The organism is Microbacterium oxydans (assembly GCF_900095745.1).
GTDB lineage: Bacteria > Actinomycetota > Actinomycetes > Actinomycetales > Microbacteriaceae > Microbacterium > Microbacterium oxydans_B.
The window spans coordinates 276,579-299,936 of the sequence record NZ_FMIR01000018.1; the positions used below are offsets into that span (position 1 = coordinate 276,579).

General features: G+C 66.9%; 15 protein-coding genes and 1 tRNA gene. 3 read left to right on the top strand and 13 right to left on the bottom strand.

The window, feature by feature from the left end; all coding sequences use genetic code 11:
• Positions 1 to 101: 101 nt before the first annotated feature.
• Positions 102 to 584 (top strand): hypothetical protein, encoded by a 483-nt coding sequence (locus BQ2383_RS14085; RefSeq protein WP_091035254.1) that lies wholly within the window; start codon positions 102 to 104, stop codon positions 582 to 584.
• A 157-nt stretch (positions 585 to 741) separates the two neighbouring features.
• Here the strand turns inward: BQ2383_RS14085 and BQ2383_RS14090 are convergent.
• The 8 genes from BQ2383_RS14090 to BQ2383_RS14125 all read right to left on the bottom strand — a co-directional run bounded on the left by BQ2383_RS14090 (position 742) and on the right by BQ2383_RS14125 (position 15,194).
• Positions 742 to 826: transfer RNA gene (locus tag BQ2383_RS14090), tRNA-Tyr, on the bottom strand.
• Between the two features lie 86 nt (positions 827 to 912).
• Positions 913 to 1,842: a PfkB family carbohydrate kinase gene (locus BQ2383_RS14095; RefSeq protein WP_091035258.1), complete on the bottom strand. Its 930-nt coding sequence runs from the start codon at positions 1,840 to 1,842 to the stop codon at positions 913 to 915.
• Between the two features lie 188 nt (positions 1,843 to 2,030).
• A complete protein-coding gene (gene rpoC / locus BQ2383_RS14100; RefSeq protein ID WP_029261838.1) occupies positions 2,031 to 5,906 on the bottom strand; it encodes a DNA-directed RNA polymerase subunit beta' in 3,876 nt (1,291 codons plus the stop codon).
• Between the two features lie 80 nt (positions 5,907 to 5,986).
• The gene (locus BQ2383_RS14105) at positions 5,987 to 9,490 is read right to left on the bottom strand and encodes a DNA-directed RNA polymerase subunit beta (RefSeq protein ID WP_091035268.1); all 3,504 of its coding nucleotides are present in this window, start codon (positions 9,488 to 9,490) and stop codon (positions 5,987 to 5,989) included.
• A gap of 232 nt (positions 9,491 to 9,722) precedes the next feature.
• Entirely contained in the window at positions 9,723 to 11,429 is a 1,707-nt protein-coding gene (locus BQ2383_RS14110) for an ABC transporter ATP-binding protein (RefSeq protein ID WP_091035271.1), read from the bottom strand.
• Complete coding sequence (locus tag BQ2383_RS14115) at positions 11,426 to 12,391, bottom strand: ABC transporter permease (protein ID WP_091035275.1); 966 nt, start codon at positions 12,389 to 12,391, stop codon at positions 11,426 to 11,428. The genes BQ2383_RS14110 and BQ2383_RS14115 overlap by 4 nt, the downstream gene beginning before the upstream one ends.
• Positions 12,392 to 12,425: 34 nt before the next feature.
• A complete protein-coding gene (locus tag BQ2383_RS14120) occupies positions 12,426 to 13,430 on the bottom strand; it encodes an ABC transporter permease (protein ID WP_091035281.1) in 1,005 nt (334 codons plus the stop codon).
• Positions 13,431 to 13,520: 90 nt separating this feature from the next.
• Positions 13,521 to 15,194 carry an ABC transporter substrate-binding protein gene (locus BQ2383_RS14125; RefSeq protein ID WP_091035283.1) on the bottom strand — a complete coding sequence of 558 codons (1,674 nt, stop codon included), beginning with the start codon at positions 15,192 to 15,194 and terminating at the stop codon, positions 13,521 to 13,523.
• A gap of 163 nt (positions 15,195 to 15,357) precedes the next feature.
• Here BQ2383_RS14125 and BQ2383_RS14130 point away from each other — a divergent pair, with 163 nt between their 5' ends.
• On the top strand, positions 15,358 to 16,278 hold the full coding sequence (locus BQ2383_RS14130) for a sugar kinase (protein ID WP_091035286.1): 921 nt from the start codon (positions 15,358 to 15,360) through the stop codon (positions 16,276 to 16,278).
• A gap of 104 nt (positions 16,279 to 16,382) precedes the next feature.
• Here the strand turns inward: BQ2383_RS14130 and BQ2383_RS14135 are convergent, their stop codons facing one another.
• The 5 genes from BQ2383_RS14135 to BQ2383_RS14155 are packed head-to-tail and all read right to left on the bottom strand — an operon-like array spanning position 16,383 to position 21,879.
• Positions 16,383 to 17,252, bottom strand: a complete 870-nt coding sequence (locus BQ2383_RS14135; RefSeq protein WP_091035289.1) for a MurR/RpiR family transcriptional regulator — start codon at positions 17,250 to 17,252, stop codon at positions 16,383 to 16,385.
• Between the two features lie 15 nt (positions 17,253 to 17,267).
• Complete coding sequence (locus tag BQ2383_RS14140) at positions 17,268 to 18,776, bottom strand: glycoside hydrolase family 3 protein (protein WP_091035291.1); 1,509 nt, start codon at positions 18,774 to 18,776, stop codon at positions 17,268 to 17,270.
• The gene (locus tag BQ2383_RS14145; protein WP_029261829.1) at positions 18,773 to 19,606 is read right to left on the bottom strand and encodes a carbohydrate ABC transporter permease; all 834 of its coding nucleotides are present in this window, start codon (positions 19,604 to 19,606) and stop codon (positions 18,773 to 18,775) included. Before BQ2383_RS14145 ends, BQ2383_RS14140 begins: the two co-directional genes overlap by 4 nt.
• On the bottom strand, positions 19,603 to 20,577 hold the full coding sequence (locus BQ2383_RS14150; RefSeq protein WP_091035294.1) for a carbohydrate ABC transporter permease: 975 nt from the start codon (positions 20,575 to 20,577) through the stop codon (positions 19,603 to 19,605). Before BQ2383_RS14150 ends, BQ2383_RS14145 begins: the two co-directional genes overlap by 4 nt.
• A gap of 15 nt (positions 20,578 to 20,592) precedes the next feature.
• Positions 20,593 to 21,879 carry a sugar ABC transporter substrate-binding protein gene (locus BQ2383_RS14155; protein WP_091035297.1) on the bottom strand — a complete coding sequence of 429 codons (1,287 nt, stop codon included), beginning with the start codon at positions 21,877 to 21,879 and terminating at the stop codon, positions 20,593 to 20,595.
• A 206-nt stretch (positions 21,880 to 22,085) separates the two neighbouring features.
• Here BQ2383_RS14155 and BQ2383_RS14160 point away from each other — a divergent pair, with 206 nt between their 5' ends.
• Positions 22,086 to 23,345 carry an LCP family protein gene (locus BQ2383_RS14160; RefSeq protein WP_091035299.1) on the top strand — a complete coding sequence of 420 codons (1,260 nt, stop codon included), beginning with the start codon at positions 22,086 to 22,088 and terminating at the stop codon, positions 23,343 to 23,345.
• Positions 23,346 to 23,358: the final 13 nt, after the last annotated feature.

Below are 23,358 nucleotides of genomic sequence, written 5' to 3' on the forward strand. Positions count from 1 at the left end.
GATGACCGCGAAAGCGGCCGCCCACCCGCTGGGGCTGCGTCAACAACATCTGGAACAATTCTCCTAAGTCCTGAGGACTCGACGGATAAGGAGCCGATCTCATGCCCGCCATCGTCTGGATCTGCGTCATCGCCGCCTCGTGGATCGGGGGAACATGCGCGCAGCTCAGCAGCGTGCTGAACATGCCGTCGCCCACCGTGGGGGCCGCCTTGTACTGGCTCGCGATCCTGCAGATGGGCAGCATCCCCGTGACGTTGCTCGCCACGCTTCCGCTGCTCTTCATGAGTGGAGCATTCGAGAATCGGGACACTCCCCTGCGAACACGGAGCATCGCGCTCACGCTCGTCGCGGTCGGCACTCTCGCCATCTCCATCCTCGGATACGTGCTCTTGAACGGAGCCTCCGCGGGCCCCTTGGACGACGGTGATCCTTTCCACGGCATCGCTCGCGACGCCGCCACGCTCGCGGCCTTCCACCTCATGCCGTTGCTTGTGCTGTTGGCCGTGCACGCAGTTCGGCCGGTGCGGGACAGGGATCGGGTGGACGTGCGTCCCGTGGCGGAAGTCGAGAGCCGACGCGGTTGACGTAGCGCGGACCGAGCCAAGAACGGCCTTGTCGAGCCGTTTGCGCGACGCCAGAAAAAGCAGAAGAGCCGCCGAGAATCCCGGCGGCTCTTCTTCGGCATCTCTGTCTGGGTGAGTTACAAGAACATCACCCGAGAGATCCGAGAGCACTGCAAGATGGTGGCGAGTGAGGGATTCGAACCCCCGAATGCTGAGCAGTCTGATTTACAGTCAGATCCCTTTGGCCGCTTGGGTAACTCGCCAGAGCGCACCCGTCCGACTTGAACAGCCAACCGGGGGCACGAAAGACAAGCATACCTGCCCGAGGCGGGTCGAAGAAATCGAACCGTCAGCTGCCCCAGACCCCGCGCTGGGCGTCTGCCAACGACTCCGGAGTGCGCAACAGTCCGCCCTCCGCGCGACACGTCGCGGCCGCGATATCCATGGCGCGGAGAAGGAGCACCCGCCACTCCCCCAGCGCAGTCGGCGAGTTGGACACCAGCCCTTCAGCAACAGCTGCGAGCGTCGCATCTCCCGCGCCCACCGTGTCGATCACGTCACCCGCGAGCGTGGTGATCGGCGCGGACACAATGCCCGCTTCCGTGTCGAGCGTGGCGCCATCGGCACCCGCGGTCGCCAGCACCGCAGCGGCGCCGATCTCGCGAAGCCGGCGGCGCAGCGCATCGAGATCGCCGTCGTAGAGAACCGCCGCGTCGTCGGCGCCGACCTTGACGATGACTGCCGACGCAGCGAGTCGCTCGAACCCGCGCACGAACTCGACGCGATCGCGCAGCATCCCGAGGCGCGGATTCGGATCCACGGCGACACGGGCATCGGCAAGAGCATCGACCAGCGACTCCACCTCTGTCGGCACGTCGAAGGGGAAGCAGCTGATCGCGACGAGCCCGGCATCCGCGATCGCCGCTCGCGCTTCGTCCGAATACCGGATGCTGCGCTGCCGGGCCGCCTCGTTGAACACGTACTCCGGCTCGCCGTTCGCCGCCCGTCGCACGATCGCCCGCGACGAGCCGAGTGGAGCCTCGCTCGCGATCAGACGCACCCCCTGGTCGGAGAGGTACTCGCGGATGTGTGCGCCGGCCTCATCGTCGCCCACCATGGCGATCAGGGTGGTCTCGATCCCCAGTCGACGCAGGCCCACAGCGACGTTCAACGCGGCCCCGCCGACCAGTTCACGCACCCCCGCGGCATCGTGGATCTCGTCGATCAAGGCATCGCCGATGACGACCACGGACCGGGCGGAAGGCGTCTCGTTGCTCACCCGCCGACACTATCGCCCCCGCTTCCCCCTCGCCGAGTGCACGGCTTCGTGGCGAGTGCACGGCTTATCCGCGCGAACACGCCGTGCGCTCGGCAGCAAGCCGTGCACTCGGCTGGACCGGCCAGATCATCGAGGGTACGAAGAATGCCCCGGGGCGAACCCCGGGGCCTTCCTCAATCACTCAGTACTCAGTTGTAAGTACCGGGGGTGATGTCGTCCGTCGAGAACGCGTCGAAGTCGACGTAGCCGAAGTCGCCGTCAGCGTACGCACCGTCGGATGCGAAGATCCGGTTCGGGTAGCGCTCGCTCTTGGCTTCCTCGGTGGCCTCGACCGTGACGTCGCGGTACTTCGAGAGACCGGTTCCGGCGGGGATGAGCTTACCGATGATGACGTTCTCCTTGAGACCGACCAGCGGGTCACGCTTGCCCTGCATCGCAGCCTCGGTGAGCACGCGGGTCGTCTCCTGGAAGGAGGCGGCCGACAGCCACGACTCGGTCGCGAGCGACGCCTTCGTGATACCCATCAGCTCCGGTCGGCCCGACGCGGGGCGCTTGCCCTCTGCCACGGTCTCGCGGTTGATCGACTGGTAGCGCTTGAGGTCGACCATCTCACCCGGCAGCAGGTTCGTGTCGGCGTGATCGACGACCGTGACCTTGCGGAGCATCTGACGGACGATGACCTCGATGTGCTTGTCGTGGATCGGCACACCCTGCGAGCGGTACACGCCCTGGACGCCGCCGACGAGGTAACGCTGCACCTCGCGAGCACCCATGACGCGCATGATCTCCTTGGGGTCGAGCGTGCCCACCAGGATCGGCTGACCGACCGTGACGTGCTGCCCGTCCTCGACGAGAAGCGTCGCACGCTTCAGCACCGGGTAGATGACCGGCTCTTCGCCGCTGTCGGGCGTGAGGATGACCTTCTTGCCCTTGTCGGTCTCGTCGATCGCGATGCGGCCATCGGCCTCGGCGATCGGCGACGCGCCCTTGGGGGTACGCGCCTCGAAGAGCTCCTGCACACGGGGAAGACCCTGCGTGATGTCATCCGCCGATGCCGAACCACCCGTGTGGAAGGTACGCATCGTCAGCTGGGTACCGGGCTCACCGATCGACTGGGCCGCGATGATGCCGACGGCCTCGCCGATGTCGACGGTCTTACCCGTCGCGAGCGAACGGCCGTAGCACTGCGCGCAGACACCGACGGCGGAGTCGCAGGTCAGGACCGAGCGCACCTTGATGGTCTCGACGCCCAGAGCGACCAGCTTGTCGATGAGCACGTCACCCACGTCGTCGCCGGCAGAGGCGAGGACCTCGCCCTTGCTGTCGACCACGTCGGAGGCCAGCGTACGAGCGAACACCGAGTTCTCGACGTTCGCGTCGCGCACCAGCTCGCCCTGCGAGTTCGGAGCGGCGATCGGGAGCTCGAGGCCCTTCGACGTGCCACAGTCCTCTTCGCGGATGATGACGTCCTGCGAGACATCCACCAGACGACGGGTCAGGTAACCCGAGTCGGCGGTACGCAGAGCGGTGTCGGCCAGACCCTTACGGGTACCGTGCGTCGCGATGAAGTACTCCGCAACCGACAGACCCTCGCGGTACGAGGAGATGATCGGACGCGGGATGATCTCACCCTTGGGGTTGTTCACCAGACCACGCATACCGGCGATGTTCCGGATCTGCAGCCAGTTACCACGGGCGCCCGAGGACACCATGCGGTTGATGGTGTTGTCCTCCGGGAAGTTCGCCTTCATCGCGGCCTGGACCTCGTCGGTCGCCTCGGTCCAGATCTTGATGAGTTCCTGGCGACGCTCGGAGTCGGTCGTCAGACCCTTCTCGTACTGCGACTGGACCTTCGCGGCCTGCTTCTCGTAGCCGGCGACGATCTCCGCCTTGTTCGGCGGGGTGAGGATGTCGCTCAGGGCGACGGTCACACCGGAGCGCGTGGCCCAGTAGAAGCCGGCGTCCTTGATGCGGTCCAGCGATGCAGCGGTCTCGACCTTGGGGTACTCCTCGGCCAGCTTGTTGACGATCTGCGACAGCTTGTTCTTGTCAGCCTGCTCGCGGACGAACGGGTAGCCCTTGGGCAGCGTGTCGTTGAAGATCGCCTGACCCAGCGAAGCGTCGACGAGACCGTGGCGCTCGTAGCCCTCGGGAGCTTCGCCCTCGAGGAAGGTCAGACCCGGGATGCGGATGCGGATCTTCGCCTGCAGGTCGAGGGTGCCCTCGTCCTTGGCCAGGATCGCCTCGCCCACCGAACCGAATGCACGGCCCTCACCGGCTGCGCCCTCCTTGACCGTGGTCAGGTGGTGCAGACCGATGATCATGTCCTGCGAAGGCAGGGTGACCGGACGGCCGTCCGACGGCTTCAGGATGTTGTTCGACGCGAGCATCAGCACGCGGGCCTCGGCCTGAGCCTCGACCGACAGCGGCAGGTGCACAGCCATCTGGTCACCGTCGAAGTCGGCGTTGAACGCCGCGCAGACGAGCGGGTGCAGCTGGATGGCCTTGCCCTCGACGAGCTGCGGCTCGAACGCCTGGATGCCGAGGCGGTGCAGCGTGGGTGCACGGTTCAGCAGAACCGGACGCTCACGGATGATCTCCTCGAGCACGTCCCAGACCTCGGGACGGGTGCGCTCGACCGCGCGCTTGGCGGCCTTGATGTTCTGCGAGTGACCGAGGTCGATCAGACGCTTGATGACGAACGGCTTGAAGAGCTCCAGAGCCATCTGCTTGGGCAGACCACACTGGTGCAGCTTCAGCTGCGGGCCGACGATGATGACCGAACGGCCGGAGTAGTCGACGCGCTTGCCGAGCAGGTTCTGACGGAAGCGACCCTGCTTACCCTTCAGCATGTCGCTGAGGGACTTCAGGGCACGGTTTCCGGTACCGGTGACGGGACGACCACGGCGACCGTTGTCGAACAGTGCGTCGACGGCCTCCTGCAGCATGCGCTTCTCGTTGTTGACGATGATCTCGGGGGCACCGAGGTCGATCAGACGACGAAGACGGTTGTTGCGGTTGATGACGCGGCGGTACAGGTCGTTCAGGTCGGAGGTGGCGAAACGGCCACCGTCGAGCTGGACCATCGGGCGCAGCTCCGGCGGGATGACCGGGACGACGTCGAGGACCATCGCGGCCGGGCTCATGCCGGTCTCGAGGAACGAGCTGACGACCTTGAGGCGCTTGATCGCACGGATCTTGCGCTGGCCCTTGCCCTCGGAGATCTGCAGACGCAGGTTCTCCGCCTCGGCGACCAGGTCGAACGCCGCGAGGCGACGCTGGATCGACTCGGCGCCCATGTAGGCCTCGAAGTACTGACCGAAGCGGTCCTGCAGCTCGTGGAAGACGTCGTCCTCCGGGCGCAGTGCACCGACCTCGAGGGTGCGGAAGTCTTCCCACACGCGCTCGAGCTTGGCGATCTGCTCGTCGGCACCCTTGCGGATGAGGGACATCTCCTTCTCGGCGGCGTCCTTCACCTTCTTCTTGGCGTCGGCCTTGGCGCCCTCTGCCTCGAGAGCAGCGAGCTCCTCCTCCAGCTTGGCCAGGCGCTCCGCGATCTTGGAGTCGCGGCGGTCGCCGAGCGTCTTCAGCTCGAGACGGATGTTGTTCTCCTGCGTGCCCAGGTCGCGGTGACGAGCATCCTCGTCGACCGAGATGACCATGTAGGCGGCGAAGTAGATGACCTTCTCGAGGTCCTTCGGCGCCATGTCGAGCAGGTAGCCGAGACGCGAGGGCACACCCTTGAAGTACCAGATGTGGGTGACGGGAGCGGCGAGCTCGATGTGACCCATGCGCTCACGACGGACGGAGCTCTTGGTGACCTCCACGCCGCAGCGCTCGCAGACGATGCCCTTGAAGCGGACACGCTTGTACTTGCCGCAGGCGCACTCCCAGTCGCGGGACGGGCCGAAGATCTGCTCTCCGAAGAGACCATCCTTCTCCGGCTTCAGGGTGCGGTAGTTGATGGTTTCGGGCTTCTTGACCTCACCGTACGACCACGCGCGGATGTGGTCCGCAGTGGCCAGGCCGATGCGAAGCTCATCGAAAGTGTTTGACTCGAGCACTGATTCTCCTGTGTCGGAATTCTTTTTGAGAAGTCTGCTGTGGTGTGCTCGGGAGCGGGGCTCCCGAGCACACCAGCGGATTAGATCTCGTCGATCGAGGCGGCCTCGAAGCGGCTGGAGATGTTGATACCGAGTTCCTCTGCGGCGCGGAACGCCTCATCGTCGGTGTCGCGGAGGTTGACCAGCGTGCCGTCGGCCGAGAGGACCTCGACGTTCAGGCAGAGCGACTGCATCTCCTTCATGAGCACCTTGAAGGACTCGGGGATGCCGGGCTCCTGGATGTTCTCGCCCTTGACGATCGCCTCATACACCTTGACGCGGCCGAGGATGTCGTCGGACTTGATCGTGAGGAGCTCCTGGAGCGCGTATGCGGCGCCGTAGGCCTCGAGGGCCCACACCTCCATCTCACCGAAGCGCTGTCCACCGAACTGCGCCTTACCACCGAGCGGCTGCTGGGTGATCATCGAGTACGGACCCGTGGAGCGTGCGTGGATCTTGTCGTCGACCAGGTGGTGCAGCTTCAGGATGTACATGTAGCCGACCGAGATCGGAGCCGGGAACGGCTCACCCGAGCGGCCGTCGAACATCTGGGCCTTTCCGGTGGAGTCGATCAGGCGCACGCCGTCGCGGGTCGGGGTGGTCACGTCGAGGAGACCGGCGATCTCCTCCTCGCTCGCACCGTCGAACACCGGGGTGGCGACCTTCGTACCGGGAGCCGCCTCGAAGGCCTGCTCCGGCAGACGAGACGCCCACTCCGGGGTGCCCTCGACCTTCCAGCCCTGCTTGGCGATCCACCCGAGGTGGGTCTCCAGGACCTGACCGAAGTTCATTCGACCGGGGATACCGAGCGGGTTCAGCACGATGTCGACCGGGGTACCGTCCGCCATGAACGGCATGTCCTCGATCGGGAGGATCTTCGCGATGACACCCTTGTTGCCGTGACGGCCGGCGAGCTTGTCACCCTCGGTGATCTTGCGCTTCTGGGCGATGTAGACCACGACGCGGCGGTTCACGCCGGAGCCGAGCTCGTCGTCGCCGTCCTCGGCGTTGAACTCCTTGACGGCGATGATCGTGCCCTGCTCGCCGTGAGGCACCTTCAGGGACGTGTCGCGGACCTCGCGGCTCTTCTCGTTGAAGATCGCGCGGAGCAGACGCTCCTCGGCCGACAGCTCGGTCTCACCCTTCGGCGTGACCTTGCCGACGAGGATGTCGCCGGGGCGGACCTCGGCGCCGATGCGGATGATGCCGCGCTCGTCGAGGTCCTTCAGCAGCTCCGGGCTGACGTTGGGGAGGTCACGGGTGATCTCCTCCTTGCCGAGCTTGGTGTCGCGGGCATCGACCTCGTACTCCTCGATGTGGATCGAGGAGAGGGTGTCGTCCTTCACCAGGTCCTGGCTCAGGATGATCGCGTCCTCGAAGTTGTAGCCTTCCCACGTCATGAACGCGACGAGGAGGTTCTTTCCGAGGGCCAGCTCACCGTTCTCGGTCGCGGGACCGTCAGCGACGACCTCTCCGACCTCGACCCGGTCGCCCTCGTTGACGACGACCTTCTGGTTGTACGACGTGCCCTGGTTCGAGCGGTCGAACTTGCGCAGGTGGTACTCCTGCGTTCCACCCTCGTCGAGCATGACGACGACGCGGTCCGCGGAGACCTCGGAGACGACACCGGCCTTGTCGGCGGTGAGCACGTCACCGGCGTCGATGGCCGTGTAGCCCTCCATACCGGTTCCGACGAGCGGCGAGTCACTGCGCAGCAGCGGCACAGCCTGACGCTGCATGTTGGCACCCATGAGGGCGCGCTGTGCGTCGTCGTGCTCGAGGAAGGGCACGAGCGAGGTCGCGACCGACACCATCTGGCGCGGGGAGACGTCGATGTAGCCGATGTCCTCCGGAAGGAACATGTCGACCTCGCCGCTGCCGCCCTTGGGGCGGGCCAGGACGTGGCTCTCGATGAAGCGACCCTTGGCATCGAGCGGGGCGTTGGCCTGCGCGATGTTGAAGTCGACCTCTTCGGAAGCCGTCAGGTAGTCGATCTGATCGGTGACGACGCCACCGGTGACCTTGCGGTACGGGGTCTCGATGAAACCGAACGAGTTGATGCGCGCGAACGTCGCGAGAGCACCGATCAGACCGATGTTCGGGCCTTCAGGCGTCTCGATGGGGCACATGCGGCCGTAGTGCGACGGGTGGACGTCACGGACCTCGACACCGGCGCGGTCACGCGAGAGACCACCGGGGCCGAGCGCGGAGAGACGACGCTTGTTCGTCAGACCCGCGAGCGGGTTGTTCTGGTCCATGAACTGCGACAGCTGCGACGTTCCGAAGAACTCCTTGATCGCGGCGACGACGGGGCGCACGTTGATCAGGGTCTGCGGCGTGATGGCCTCGATGTCCTGCGTGGTCATGCGCTCGCGGACGACGCGCTCCATGCGGGACAGACCGGTGCGGACCTGGTTCTGGATCAGCTCGCCGACCGCGCGGATGCGACGGTTGCCGAAGTTGTCGATGTCGTCGGTCGCGAGACGGATCTCGGCCTTCTTGCCACCGCGGATGCCCGAGAAGGTCTCCTCGGTGCCTGCGTGCAGACGGACGAGGTACTTGATCGTGGCCACGATGTCTTCGACGGTGAGCACCGACGAGTTCAGCGGCTGGTCCAGGCCCAGCTTGTGGTTGATCTTGTAACGACCGACCTTGGCCAGGTCGTAGCGCTTCGGGTTGAAGTAGAAGTTGTCCAGCAGCGCGCGGGCAGCCTCGGCGGCCACCTGCTCGCCCGGACGGAGCTTGCGGTAGATGTCGCGGAGGGCATCTTCCTTCGTGACGATCGTGTCCTTCGCGAGCGTCTCCTCGATCGAGGTGTAGCCGGCGAACTCGGCGAGGATCTCCTCGCTGGTCATGCCCAGCGCCTTGAGGAAGACCGTGACCGACTGCTTGCGCTTGCGGTCGACGCGCACGCCGACCTGGTCGCGCTTGTCGATCTCGAACTCGAGCCATGCACCACGGCTCGGGATGACGCGAGCCGACACGATGTCCTTATCGGACGTCTTGTCAGGGGTCTTGTCGAAGTAGACACCCGGCGAGCGCACGAGCTGCGAGACGACGACGCGCTCGGAGCCGTTGATGATGAACGTGCCCTTGTCGGTCTGCAGCGGGAAGTCGCCCATGAAGACCGTCTGGGTCTTGATCTCACCCGTGAGGTGGTTCATGAACTCGGCCTCGACGTACAGCGGAGCGGCGTAGGTCTTGCCACGCTCCTTGCACTCCTCGATCGAGTACTTCTCCGGCTCGAGGTACGGGTTCGTGAACGACAGCTGCATCGTTTCGCCGAGGTCCTCGATCGGAGAGATCTCCTCGAAGATCTCGCCGAGACCGCTGTTCTCGTTGACGTCGGTCCGACCCTGCTTCTTGGCCTCGGCGACGCGCGCCTTCCAGGCGTCGTTTCCGACCAGCCAACCGAAGGACTCGGTCTGCAGGGCAAGAAGGTCTGGGACAGTCAGCGTGTCGGAGATCTTGGCGAACGAAAGACGGGAAGCTCCGCGTCCGTTCTTGGTGGTGGTGGATGTGGATGCGTTGCGAGCAGCAGCCAAGGGAATAACCTCCGTGAGCCCCGCAGGGCTTCTCGATTCCTTTGTCGTCAGGTGGAGTGTGCGCCCGGGAACTCAACAGATGCCGACCACCATATGAGGGCAGGGAGAAGCGAGCGCAACTACCAACTATACGCACGATTGTGCGACATGGCAACCTCAATCCTTGACCAATCTCGGATGCTGCGGTATGAGCATCCGATCGCCGGGTCGGCGCTCGGCCGACCCGGCGATGTCAGGACGCGATGTTCAGCTCGTTGCCCGGGATCGACGCCAACAGACGCCGCGTGTACGGGTCGCGTGGGTTGGTGAAGATCTCCTCCGAGGTCGCCGCCTCGACGAGCTTGCCGTCCTTCATCACGCACACGTAATCGCTGATGAGGCGCACCACCGCGAGGTCGTGCGAGATGAAGAGGTAGCTCAGCCCGTACTCGCTCTGCAGGTCGCCGAGCAGCTTCAGGATCTGGTCCTGCACCAGCACGTCCAGCGCCGACACCGGCTCGTCGCACACGATCAGATCGGGAAACAGCGCGAGCGCCCGGGCGATCGCGACACGCTGCCGCTGCCCGCCGGACAGTTCGGACGGATACCGGCGCAGCATCGACTGCGGCAGCGCCACGTCGTCGAGCAGCTGCCGGACGCGCTTTCGCCGGTCGGCGCTGCTCCCCCGCTTGTAGAAGTCGAGCGGCTCGGCGATCAGACGTTCGATCGTGAACATCGGGTTCAGGCTCGAGTACGGATCCTGGAAGATCGGCTGCACCTGCTGCCGGAACGCCTTCGTCTCCGCCTTGCTCAGCGACGCGATGTCCTTGCCCTCGTAGCGGATCAGCCCGCTCGTGGGCTCGATCACCTTGAGCAGCATCCGCGCGGTCGTGGTCTTGCCCGAGCCGGACTCCCCCACGATCGCCACGGTCTCCCCGCGCGGGATCACCAGCGAGACGTCATCGACGGCCACGAAGTCCTCGCCGCGCCCCCGCACCGGGTACACCTTGGTGAGGTTCTCGATCTCGACGATGTTGTCGACCGGTGCCGCCGCGCTGGAGGCGTCTGCTCCGGCCACCTGTTCCTTTACTTGGAACGCCTGAGGTTGCAGCCGGGCGACAGCGACCGATGGGGCCGCCTGCACGAGCGACTTCGTGTACTCATGCTGCGGATCCTCGAGGATCTGTCGCGCGTCTCCCTGCTCGACGACCTTGCCCCGGTGCATCACGATCACCCGCTCGGCTCGCTCGGCGGCGAGGCCCAGGTCGTGCGTGATGAGCAGCACGGCCGTTCCCAGCTCGCGGGTCATCGCGGCGATCTGGTCGAGGATCGTCTGCTGCACCGTGACGTCGAGCGCACTGGTCGGCTCGTCGGCGATCAGCAGCCGCGGCTTGCACGCCAGCCCGATCGCGATCAGCGCGCGCTGACGCATGCCGCCGGAGAACTCGTGCGGATACTGCTTGGCGCGCCGCTCCGGATCGGGGAGGCCGGCGGCGGTCAACGCCTCGACCACCTTCGCCTGCACGTTCTGCCGCGTGGCGAGCCCGTGCGCGAGCAGCGTCTCGGCCACCTGCGTGCCGATCTTCGCGACCGGGTTCAGGTTCGACATCGGGTCCTGCGGCACGAGGCCGATGTCGCGACCGCGGATCGTGCGCAGTTCGTGCTCCGGCGCGTGGGAGATCTCCTTCCCGTCGAGCCGGATGCTGCCGGACGCGATCTTCCCTCCCCCGGCGAGCAGACCGATGATGGCCATGGCCGTCGTCGACTTGCCCGAACCGGACTCGCCCACGATCGCGACGGTCTCGCCGGGTCGGATCTCGAGGTCGACACCCTCCACGGCGTGCACGACGCCGTCCATGGTGGCGAAGTCGACGGCGAGCCCCTGGACCGCCAGCAACGGCTCGGTGGACATCTGATTCTCCTTCGCGGCGCGCATCGCGCCTTCGTCGCGGGCGTTCATCGTGCCCTCGTGCGTGGATCCATCGCCTCACGCAGCGCTTCGCCCAGCAGGGTGAAGCCGAGCGCGGTGACCGCGATGCAGATTCCGGGGAGGAACGCCAGCCACGGCGCGATCGCGAGCTCGGCCTGCGCGTACGTGAGCATGCGCCCCCACTCGGCACTCGCGGGGCCGCCTCCGCCGAGACCGAGGAACGACAGCGCGGCCGCATCGATCACAGCGGTCGCGAGCGTCAGGGTGCCCTGGACGATCACGGGGCCGATGGCGTTCGGCAGCACGTGCGACATCGTGATGCTGCCGCGGCCGAGGCCGAGCGTCTGCGCCGAGAGCACGTAGTCGCTCGAGCGCTGCTGCAGCATCGACGCACGGAGCAGTCGGGCGAAGATGGGCACCTGAGACGCACCGATCGCGATCATCACCGCGAACGGGGTCTGCCCGAGGATCGCGGCGATCGACACCGCCAGCAGCAGGTTCGGTACCGAGAGGATGATGTCGACGACGCGCATGATCAGGGTGTCGACCCACCCGCCGAACGTGCCGGCCAGGAGCCCCAGGATCATGCCGCCGACGAGTCCCATGGCGGTGGAGATGACGCCGATCATGAGGGAGGCCTGCGCACCCCAGATGAGCTTGGACAGCACGTCGCCACCGAAACGGTCGAGTCCCAACGGGAACCCCGGCACCTCACCCGGACCCGGGATGTAGGTCGGCGTGATGTACTTCGCGCCGGGCAGCGCCGTCTCCGGGTAGGGGGCGAGCCACGGAGCGAGAGCGGCGACCAGGAGGAACAGCAGCACGATGACCGCGCCGATCCACGCGGTCGGATTGCGACGGAGCCGGCGGAACACATCCCGCCAGAAACCGCCGGAGCCCTTCTTGAGGTCGGCCTGGGCGATCGCGACGGTGTCGATATTGCCGCCGCTCTCGGCCGATGGGCCCTGGGCGGGTGGGAGCGCGATGCTCATGAGACCGCCTCCTTTCGGACGATGACGAGGGACATCACTGCACCCTCACTCTCGGGTCGATGAAGCTGTAGGAGACATCGACCGCCAGGTTGATCAGCGCGTACGCGATGGCGATGAAGATGATGAATCCCTGGAGCACCGGGAAGTCCCGCGTGAAGATCGCCCTCGCGAGGAACGAGCCGATGCCGGGGAACGCGAACACGGTCTCGGTGAGCACGGCGCCCGAGATCAGGAGTCCGGTCTGCAGGCCGATCGTCGTGATCACCGGCAGCATGGCGTTGCGCAGGATGAAGCGGTTGCGCAGAGTCGGGGATCCGACGCCCTTCGCCCGTCCGGTGCGCACGTAGTCCGCGTTCTGCACCTCCAGGACGCTGGCCCTGGTGATGCGGACGATGATCGCGAGCGGGATCGTGCCCAGCGCGAGCGCCGGGAGGATCAGATGCAGGATCGCATCCCACGAAGCATCGAACTCGCCCGTGATGATGCCGTCCCACACGTAGAACCCGGTGGGATGGGTGGCGTCTATTCGCGGATCCTGACGGCCGTCCGACGGCAGCCATCCGAGCTGCACGGCGAAGACGTACTTCAGGATGAACGCCAGGAAGAACACCGGGATGGTGATACCGATCAGGCTCAGCACCACCGACGCGTGGTCGGTGAGCTTGCCGTGACGGCGGGCAGCCCAGTATCCGAGCGGGATGCCGACGCCGATCGCGAAGATCAGCGCCATGACGCTCAGCTCGAGCGTCGCCGGGAAGCGGCGCATGAACTCCTCGACGACGGGGCGGTTCGTCTGGATGGACGTTCCGAAGTCGCCCTGGAGGAGTCGCCCGATCCAGGTGAAGTACTGCTGGATGAGGGGTTCGTCGAAGCCGTAGAGCTCGTTGACCCTGGCGACGGCCTCCGGTGTGGCCTTCTCGCCGAGTAGGGCGACCGCGGGGCCGCCGGGAAGGGCTCTGACCCAGGCGAACAGCAGGATGCTGAGCCCGAACAGAGTGGGAATGAGGAACAGCAGTCGCCTGCCGATGGTGCGCAGCACGAAGATCTCCGTCGATCAGAAGGTACGCCGTGCCCCGGTCCCGCGGATGTGTGCGGGACCGGGACTCGGCATATCAGGTGGTCAGGCCGACTACTTGGTGAGGACGATGTCCGTGAAGACCTCGTCGTTCACCGGGCTGGCCGGATAGCTCTTCACGCGGGGATCGAACGCCAGAGTCGGCGCCGGGTGCGCGAGCGGGACGCCGGGGATGAACTCGGCGACCATCTCGTTGATCTCCTCGTACAGCGGCGTCTGCTCCTCGAGGCTGGAGACGCCGCGGGCCTCGGTCAGCTTCTGGAACAGCTCGGGGTTGTCGAAGCCCCATTCGGAGCTCTTCTGTCCGAAGAAGACGCCGACGAAGTTGTCGGTGTCGTTGTAGTCGCCGGTCCAGCCGAGCAGGTGGATGCCGTGTTCCGCGGTGCCGGTGGTGCGGTCGAGGTACTCGACCCACTCCTCCGAGACCGGGGTGGTCTCGACGCCGACCTCGGCGAGCTGCGACGACAGCACCGTGTAGATCTGCTCGGGGTCCGGCATGTAGGGACGCGAGACGTTGACCGGGTAGTTGAACGTGAGCTTCAACGGGTTGGCCTCGTCATAGCCGGCCTCGGCCAGCAGGTCCTTGGCCTTCTCGGGGTCGTAGTCGTAGGTCGTGACATCGGGGTTGTACCCGTTGACGACCTCCGGCACGAATTGCGTCGCCTTCTCGGTGCCCTCCGGGAGCACCTGGGTGATGAGCGCGTCCTTGTCGACCGCGTACGACAGCGCCTCACGGACCTTCGGGTCCTGCAGCTCCGGGATCGCCTGGTTGAACGCCAGGTAGAGGATCGTGAACGGCGGACGCGACACCATCGTGAAGCCGTCGTCGTCGAGCGCCTTGGTGTCGGCGGGGCCGACCAGGTCGTAGCCGTCGATCGAGCCGGACTCGAGTGCCTGGCGGCGGGCGGTCGGGTCGTCGATCGTGCGGAAGATGATCTCGTCGATCTGCCCCGCCTCGCCCCAGTAGTCGTCGTAGGCCTTGAGCGTGACCTGCTCGCCCGGTGCCCACTCGTCGAACTGGTACGGGCCGGTGCCGACCGGGTGTCCCATGGCGTACTCCGACAGCTGCGGGGCCTCGGCGGAGCCGGCGACCTCGTCCGCACCGAACTCCTGCAGCGCCGACGGGCTCTGCATCGCGAACGACGGCAGCGAGAGCGACGGGATGAAACCGGCGAACGGCTTGTTCAGCTCGATCGTGACCGAGTAGTCGCCATCGGGGGTGCACGACTTGTACACGGCATCGGCCGCGTTGGCGGCGTAGCCCTTGAACAGCTTGTTGTAGTAGTAGCCGAACGCCTCAGAGGCGGCGAGACCGGTCCAGTTGAACCAGCGGTCGAAGTTGACGCAGACGGCCTCGGCGTTGAACGGGGTGCCGTCCTGGAAGGTCACGTCCTCCTTCAGCGTGAAGGTGTGCGACATGCCGTCGTCGGATGACTCCCACTTCTCGGCGAGGAGCGGTGCCGGGTCTGCCGTGCCGGGCTTGGTGCCCACCAGACCCTCGAAGATCTGCCGCGAGACGCGGAAGCTCTCGCCGTCCTGCGCGAAGGCGGGATCGAGGCTGGCCGGGTCGGACGATGCCGCGAAGACGAACGTCCCGTCGACATCCCCTGCGGGTTCTGCGCCGTCGTCGCCTCGCTCACTGGCGACGCACCCTGCGAGGGCGATCGCGGCGATCGTGGCTCCGGTTACGGCGATGAGTCCTCGCCGACGCTTGACTGATTGGTGCATTGTGTGACCTTCCCTGTCGGGCGCTTCATTGCGCGTCCCGAGGCTTCTTCGCCTCGGGGACGGTGATGACTAGACCGTACCCAGCGGATCCTCAGATGCCAAACGGTTCCACGTTGCAATCCGGTATCGGCGTGGGCCCTGCGTTTCGGGTAGTGTCCAGACCGTGTCCGACTCCACCCCCCTCGCCATCTGCTTCGGTGAGGGCATGGTCGCCCTCGTCGCCGCCACCGCCGGACCGCTGGAGGACTGCCGCACCTTTCACCGTTCCCTGGCCGGAGCGGAGTGGAACACCGCCATCGCTCTGGCGTCGGCCGGCATCCACACGGCTGTGCTTTCCCGGGTCGGCGGCGACGGTTTCGGCCGATTCCTCACCGCGGAGCTGCGCGCACACGGCGTCGACGATGCGGCCGTGGAGATCGACGACGACGCCCCGACGGGGCTCTACGTGAAAGAGCTCGTCGCCCGAGCGGACGGCGCTGTCGACGGGACGATGCACTACTACCGCGCGGGCTCCGCCGCGGCCGCGATGTCGCCCGAGACGCTGGTCGCGCCGGTAGCATCCGCCCTGCTCGCCGAAGCCGCGCTCGTGCACACCTCGGGGATCACGCCCGCCATCTCGGCATCCGCGCTCGCCGCCCAGGAGGCGCTGTATGCCGAGCGTCGTCCTGGCCGGCTCGTCAGCTTCGACCTCAACTGGCGCCCAGCGCTGTGGCGTGGCCGCGAGGCGGAGGGCAGGGAGATCGTGTCCGACTTCGCCCGCCGCGCCGACATCGTGTTCTGCACGCGCCCCGACGCCGAGGCCGTGTTCGGGACCAGCGATCCCCAGGAACTGCGCGCGCTGTTCCCCCAGCCGCGATACCTGGCGGTCACCGACGCCAGCGGGGCCGTCGCCTTCGACGGCGAAGAGCGTGCCGAGAGCGACGCGCTCGACGCGCCTGTCGTGGAGACCATCGGTGCGGGAGATGCCTTCGCCGCGGGTTTCCTCGCCGGAGTGCTGACGGGGTTGTCTCTCACCGGGAGCGTCGCCCGCGGGCACCGCATCGCGACCCGCGCGCTCCTCAGCACCCGCGACCACGTCGACTGAGCCGCGCGCCGGGGGCGGAGAACTCGCCGTAGGGCGGAGTTTCGCCCCGAGTTTCTCCGCCCGACACGGAGGACGCCTCCCCACGCGGGAAGACGGGCGCGGGTTCAGCTGCGGCGACGGCGCGCCGGAACCGCGTCGTGGGTGCGCTGCAACGACACGGCGACCGGTTCGCCGCGGTGCTGCACGACGCGCACGAACAGCACGTCGACCAGAGCGAGTTGGGCGATGCGGCTCGACATCGCCGCCATCCGGAACGGCGACTCGTGCGCGTGGGTGAGCAACACGACATCCGCCGCGAGTGCCAGGGAGGATTCCGCGACGCTGGTGACCGCGACAGCCAGCGCACCGGCGTCTCGGGCGACCTCGAGCGCCCGCAGGGTCTCTGCGGTCTCACCGCCGTGCGAGAACGCGATCGCGACGTCGTCCGCCGTCCGCAGCGCAGCCGTCGTCGTCGCGAGATGCGGGTCAGACGAATGCGAGACGGAGCACCCGATGCGCGACAGCTTCAGCAGCAGATCCTGCGCGGTCAGCGATGACGCCGCCTGTCCGAAGAGGTCGACGTGCCGGGCATCGACCACCGCACGGGCGACCCGGTCGAGGGCAACCGCATCGAGAGCGAGCGCGGTCTTCTCGATCGCATCGATCTCCTGCGCGGCGAGCTTGGCGGCGATGGCCATCGGTCCGTCGTCCGGATCGATGGCCGTCGTGTCCAGACCGAACCGCGCCTGCTGCGCCTGGGCGAGTGTGATCGCACGCGCGACCGCCACGCGCAGCTCCCGGTAGCCGCTGTATCCCAGCGACTGGGAGAAGCGGGCCACCGTCGACAGCGAGGTGCGACAGAGCTGGGCGAGATCGTTGATCGCCAGGTCGACGACGAGCGTGGGGTCCCCGAGGATCGTCTCCGCGACACGCGCTTCTGCCGCGCTCAGCTTCGGGAGCGAGCGCCGTACACGTGCCAGAACGTCATCGTCCATGGAGTGATCCTGTCCTCAGTCGGCGCTGGTCCTCTGCTGCACGGCGAAACGCCCGAGAAGCGCATCGCGCGCCATCTGCGCACCGAGCCTACTGGCCGCGGCGACCTCGACGGTCGGCAGCGGCAGCGGGTTCGCCGTCGGAAGACCGACATTGACCACGACTGCTGCCGGATCGCGCACCGCCGCCCGTTCGACGAGCGCCCGCTGCGCGGCATCCGTGTCGGGTCGGTCGATCAGCAGCACCGTCGTGCCCGCAGCGGCGCTGACCTCTTCCAGCACGCGGTCCTGTTCGGCGAGCGGGGTGGATGCGACATCGAGTCGCACCCGCAGGCCGTCGTCTGCGAGCGCGTTCGCGACGTACGAACCCGCACTGTCGACGGCGAGCGTCGAGCGGCGGCGGGCATCGATCACGGCGAGCTCGGATGCCGTAGCGGGGGTGCTGCCGGTGACCGTCAGCACGCGACGCACGATGTCCGCGGCGTCGAAGTCGTCGGCAGTCTCGTGTTCGTCCTCGGCGGCGGCGCGGAGCTTGGACGCGAGGGCGGCCACCCGACGGGCAGCCTCTTCCACGCGCTCACGCGAGAGCGAGCCATCGCGCAGTGCCGCGACGATCCCGTCACGGGTCGCGCGGAAGTCCCGCTCGTCCTGATCGGGAAGCGCGGCGTCGCCGGGGTTGGTCGGGTTTCCGATGCAGAGCAGGTCTGCGCCGGCGGCCAGCGCCAAGGCTGCTCCCCCGCCGAGCCCGACCGTCTCACGGATGGCGGCCATGTCGAGCGCGTCCGTGATGATGACGCCGTCGTACCCCCAGTCCCGCAGCATGCCGAGCACACGGGGGTTGAGGGTCGCGGGCTGCTCACCCCACGCGGGGACCACGATGTGCGCGGTCATCACCGCGTCGACGCCGGCCTCGACGGCCGCGCGGAACGGCTCCAGATGCACGCGTTCGAACTCGTCGAGGTCGAGCGTGATCTCCGGAAGGGAGTGGTGCGAGTCCATGTGGGTGTCGCCATGACCCGGGAAGTGCTTGACGCACGCGGCGACCGCCGCATCCTGGATGCCGTCGATCGTGGCGACCACATGCCGCGAGACGAGCGCCTCATCATCGCCGAATGCCCGCACGCCGATGACCGGGTTGCGGGGGTCGGTGTTGACGTCGGCGACCGGGCCGAGCACCACGTTGGCGCCGACCGCGCGCACGCGCCGGGCGAGCTCCGCCCCGGTCTTCTCCGACGCCACCAGGTCGTCGAGGAGGCCCAGCTGGGCCGCTCCGGGAACCGTCGAGCCGGTGGCCGACTCGAGCCGGGTGACGCTGCCGCCCTCTTCGTCGATGCCGATCAGGGCGTCAGGGTTCGCGTCGAGGATCGCCGCGCTGAGCGCCGGGAGCCCTTCGCCCACGTTCTGACCGAAGTACACGACCCCGGCCAGTCCGTCACGCAGTTCGGCGCGCAGCCACTCCGGTGCCTCGGTGCCGAAGAATCCCGGCCACAGCACGCCGTTCGCGAGGCGCTCGAGCTCGTCGGTCATCCCTTCACGGCTCCCGCGACCATGCCGGAGGCGAGCTTGCGCTGCACCAGCACGAAGAAGATCATGACGGGGACGGTGATGATGGTCGACGCGGCCATGATGCTGCCCCAGTCGTTGGAGTGCAGGCCGAAGAACGACTTGAGACCGATCGAGACCGTGTACTGATCTGTCTGGGCACCGAGGATCGTCATCGCGAAGATGAACTCGTTCCACGCCGTGATGAAGCTGAAGATGCTCGTCGCGACGAGGCCGGGCATGACCAGCGGCAGCAGCACCGAGCGGAACATCCGCCACCAGCTGGCACCGTCGATGTAGGCGGCCTCCTCGAGCTCGACCGGGACGGCGGCGACGAAGCCGCGCAGCATCCAGATGCCGAACGCGAGCGACAGGGCGACGTAGACGACCATGAGGCCGAGGATGCTGTTGAGCAGGCCGAGACTCTTGACCTGGAGGAACAGCGGGATGACGAGCGCCTCGAGCGGCACCATCTGCACCACGAGGATCATCATCAGGATCATCGTGCGGAACTTGAACTTGAACCGCGCGACAGCGACGGCAGCGAGCAGGCACACGAGGGCGCTGACGAGGACGGTGACGAGAGCCACGATCGCCGAGTTGCGCAGGTACGTGCCGAAGCCGCCGTCGGTGAGGACGAACGCGAAGTTGTCCCACGTGAACTCCTGCGGGATCAGCGACTGCCCACCGCTGGAGGCCTTGCCGTCGAACGCGCTGGAGACCATCCAGTACACAGGGAACAGCGTGAAGATCAGGACCGCGGCGACCGCGATGCCGAGTCCGATCCGGGAGCGGAGCCGGGGGCGCGGGTTCACAGCTCGTCCTCCTTCATGAGGGAGCGGATGTAGACGATGGTGATGCCGATCAGCACGAGCGTGAGAAGCACCGCGAGCGCCGCACCGAAGCCGTAGCGGTTCTGGCCGAAGGACTCCACATACGACCAGACGCCGAGGTTCAGCACCTGGCGGTTTCCGCCGCCACCGCCGGGCATCAGGTAGACCTGCGCGAAGACCTTGAAGTCCCAGATGGTCGAGAGGATGATCACGACCGAGAACACCGGGCGGAGCGTCGGGAAGATGATCTTCCAGAAACGACGCCAGGCACCGGCGCCGTCGAGAGCCGCCGCCTCGAGCATCTCCTTCGAGACACCGAGGAGTCCGGCGAGCACGGTGATCGCCACGAACGGGAAGCCGTGGTGCACGACGTTGAGGAGCACGATGGCGTAGAAGGACCACTGGTTCGTGAACCAGTTGATCGGGTCGTCCATGAGCCCGAGGTCGGCGAGGACCTGGTTGAAGATGCCACGGTCGGCATCGAAGATGAAGGTCCAGACGTACGTGCCGGTCACGGCGGGCATCGCCCACGCGACCATGATGCAGCTGGAGACGATGACGCGCCACGTGGTGCCGAGCCGCGCGAGCAGCAGGGCCACGAGCGTGCCGACGGCCACGGTGACGAAGACCGCCACGGCGGCGAAGCCGACCGTGTTGGGCAGCACCACCGTCCAGAGAGTCGGGTTGGTGAGCGCCTCGACGTAGTTGTCGAGACCGATCCAGTTGTTCTCCCCGGTGTTGATCTCGCGCAGGCCGTAGTCCTGCAGCGAGAAGATGAACACCTGGATGAGAGGCCAGAGCATGAGCACCGCGAGGATGACCAGCCCGGGCGCGAGAAGAAGCCAGGGGCGGGCCGCGACGATCGAGAGACCGCGTCGCTTCCGGCCGCCGGCCACGGAGGCGGAGGTGGACTCCGCCTTCGTGGCCGGCAGTGGCGCTTGCACCATCGACATGGAAGGGATGCTTCCTTACTGGTTGAGCAGTTCGGTCATCTCGGCGGAAGCGTCCTTCGTCGCGGTCGCGACGTCCTTCTGCCCGCTGAGGATGGCCTGGATCATGGAGTTGGTCGTCTTCTTCGCCTGGACGGCGCCGAAGTTCGGGGTGACCGGGACGGATGCTCCGCCGTCGACCATCTGCTCGGCGAACGGTGCGACCAGCGGGTCGGTCGAGGCGAGGGCCTCTTCCATCGCGGACTGCACACCCGGGAAGTAGCCGGTCTCGTCCGACCACTGCTCGGCGAACTCGCCGGTCGTGACGAGCTTCACGAACTCCCACGCGAGGTCGGCGTTCTTCGTCGTGTTGAAGATCGAGAGGTGCGATCCACCGAGCACCGACGGGGCGATGCCGCCGTCCTGGCCGGGGATGACCGCGGCGCCGATCTTGCCCTCGAGGTCGGGGTTCGCCTCGATGAGCGAGTTCGGCGTCCACGAGCCCGAGAGCATCATGGCGACGTTGCCCTGCGTGAACGCGTCACGGAGGTCGGTCTCCTTCCAGGTGGTGGCACCTGCGGAAGAGAAGCCGTGCTCGGTGGCGAGGCCGGTGTAGAACTCGATGCCGGCCTGCGACTCGGCGCTGTCGAGCTCGCTGGTCCAGGTGTCGCCGTCCTTCGTGGCGATCTCGCCGTCGGCGCCCCAGACCCAGGGGTAGACCTGGAACTCGGCGTCGCCCGGAACCGGGAACGGCAGCATGTCGGGCTTGGCGGCCTTGATGGCGTCACCCGCGGCGACGATGTCGTCCCACGTCTTCGGAGCCTCGAGACCGAGCTCCTCGAACACGTCGGCGCGGTACATGAGCGAGCGGACACCGGCGTACCAGGGCATGCCGTACAGCTCGTCTTCGTAGGTGCCGGCGACCTCGAGGCCCTCGACCAGGTCGTCGCGCAGACCCTTCTCACCGTCGACGTACTCGTCGATCGGGAGGAGCGCGCCCGCGTCGGCGAACTCGGCGGTCCAGGTGGTGCCGGTCTCGGCGATGTCAGGAGTCGTGCCACCGGCGATGGAGGTCACGAAGCGGTCGTGAGCGTCTGCCCACTGGATCTCATCGATCTTGACCGTCGCGCCGGTCTCCTTCTCGAAGGCTTCGGCGACGTCGTCGTAGAAGGCCGTCGCGTCAGGGTTGGTGCCCTTCATGATCCAGACGGTGAGCTCTTTGCCCTCGCCGTCGGTAGAGCCGGTGTCACCGCCGCCGGCGCAGCCGGCGAGGGCGAGCGTGGCCACGGCGCCGAGCGCCACGGCCGGAAGAATGCGCTTGTGCATGCGGGGATCTCCTCTTTGAAAAGTCCAGGCGAGTATCAGGTATTCGCCAGGGGTTAGGAAAAAGTATCCACGACTAACTAATTACCTGCAAGTTCCTCTCACAATCGTCACGCGGCCGTAACATCGCCATCACCGCGGTCTCTCCCAGGTGTTGCCCAGGCTCGGCCTGCGCGGCGCCCGCAGGGTCCGCCGGTAGGCTCGCGGGCATGCGCCGCCACGACGAAGCCGACCGCTCCACGGTCGCGCGCCATGCGACTCTTCCCACTCCCGGGCCCGCCAAAGGCTTCCTGAAGATCGCCGGGATCACGCTGGGCGTCATCCTCGTCTCCGCGATCGCCGTCGCCGCGTTCATCGTGACGGACTACTTCAATCGCTTCAGCGACGGTGCCGTCACCCTCGAAGACGCCCCCGAGGTGGAGCCTCCCCAGATCGGCGCCTTCCCCGGCGAGTTCAGCATGCTCATCATCGGCACCGATGAGTGCGGCGAGGTCTCGACCGGACTTCTCGGCGAGCGCTGCTCGGAGGCCGACGGCGGCATCCTCAATGACGTGAATCTGCTCGTGCACGTCTCGGCAGAGCCCCGCAACGTCACGGTCGTCTCGCTCCCCCGCGACCTGATGATCGAGACCCCGGAGTGCACGCTCCCGGACGGATCCGTCGCCTCGGCCACGAACAAGACGCAGATCAACTCGATCTTCCAGCGCGCCGGCCTCTCCTGCGTGGCGAAGACGGTCACCCAGCTCACGGGCATCGAGATCCCGTTCGCCGCGAAGATCGCCTTCGACGGAGTGATGGAGGTCACCGACGCGATCGGCGGTGTGGAGGTGTGCATCGGCGGAGAAGGCATCCGCGACCGGCACACGGCTCTCGACTGGGAGCCGGGACCGCGCACCGTCTCGGGCTACGAGGCGCTCCAGTTCATTCGCACCCGGCACGGTGTCGGCGACGAGAGCGACATGGCCCGCGTCTCGAACCAGCAGCAGTACATGTCGCGCCTGGTGAAGAAGATCATGAGCGACGAGGTGCTCAGCGACCCGGGCAAGGTGCTGGGACTCGCCAATACCGTCGTCGACAACATCGACCCGAGTGACGAGCTGGCCAATCCCGTCCGGCTCGCGCAGCTCGCGCTCTCGATCAAGGACGTGCCCTTCTCGGACTTCGTCTTCCTGCAGTACCCGGTGTTCGGTGACCCCGACGACTCCGACCGGGTCGTCCCGAACTATGACGCGGCAGCCACCATCTGGGACGCGCTGAAAGCGGGTCAGCCCGTGCAGCTCACTGGCGGCGTCAGCAACAACGGGGGCGTCGAGCTGGTCGAGCCCGCTCCGGGCACCGAAGGTGAGACACCGGCCACCCCTCCGTCCACGGACGCGCCCGCGACCCCGGCGCCGCGCGCGACGCTCGACCCGGCCATCTCCGGCCAGACGGTGGAGCAGGAGACCTGCGCCAACGGCCGGCTGCGCTGACCTTCCCACCCGC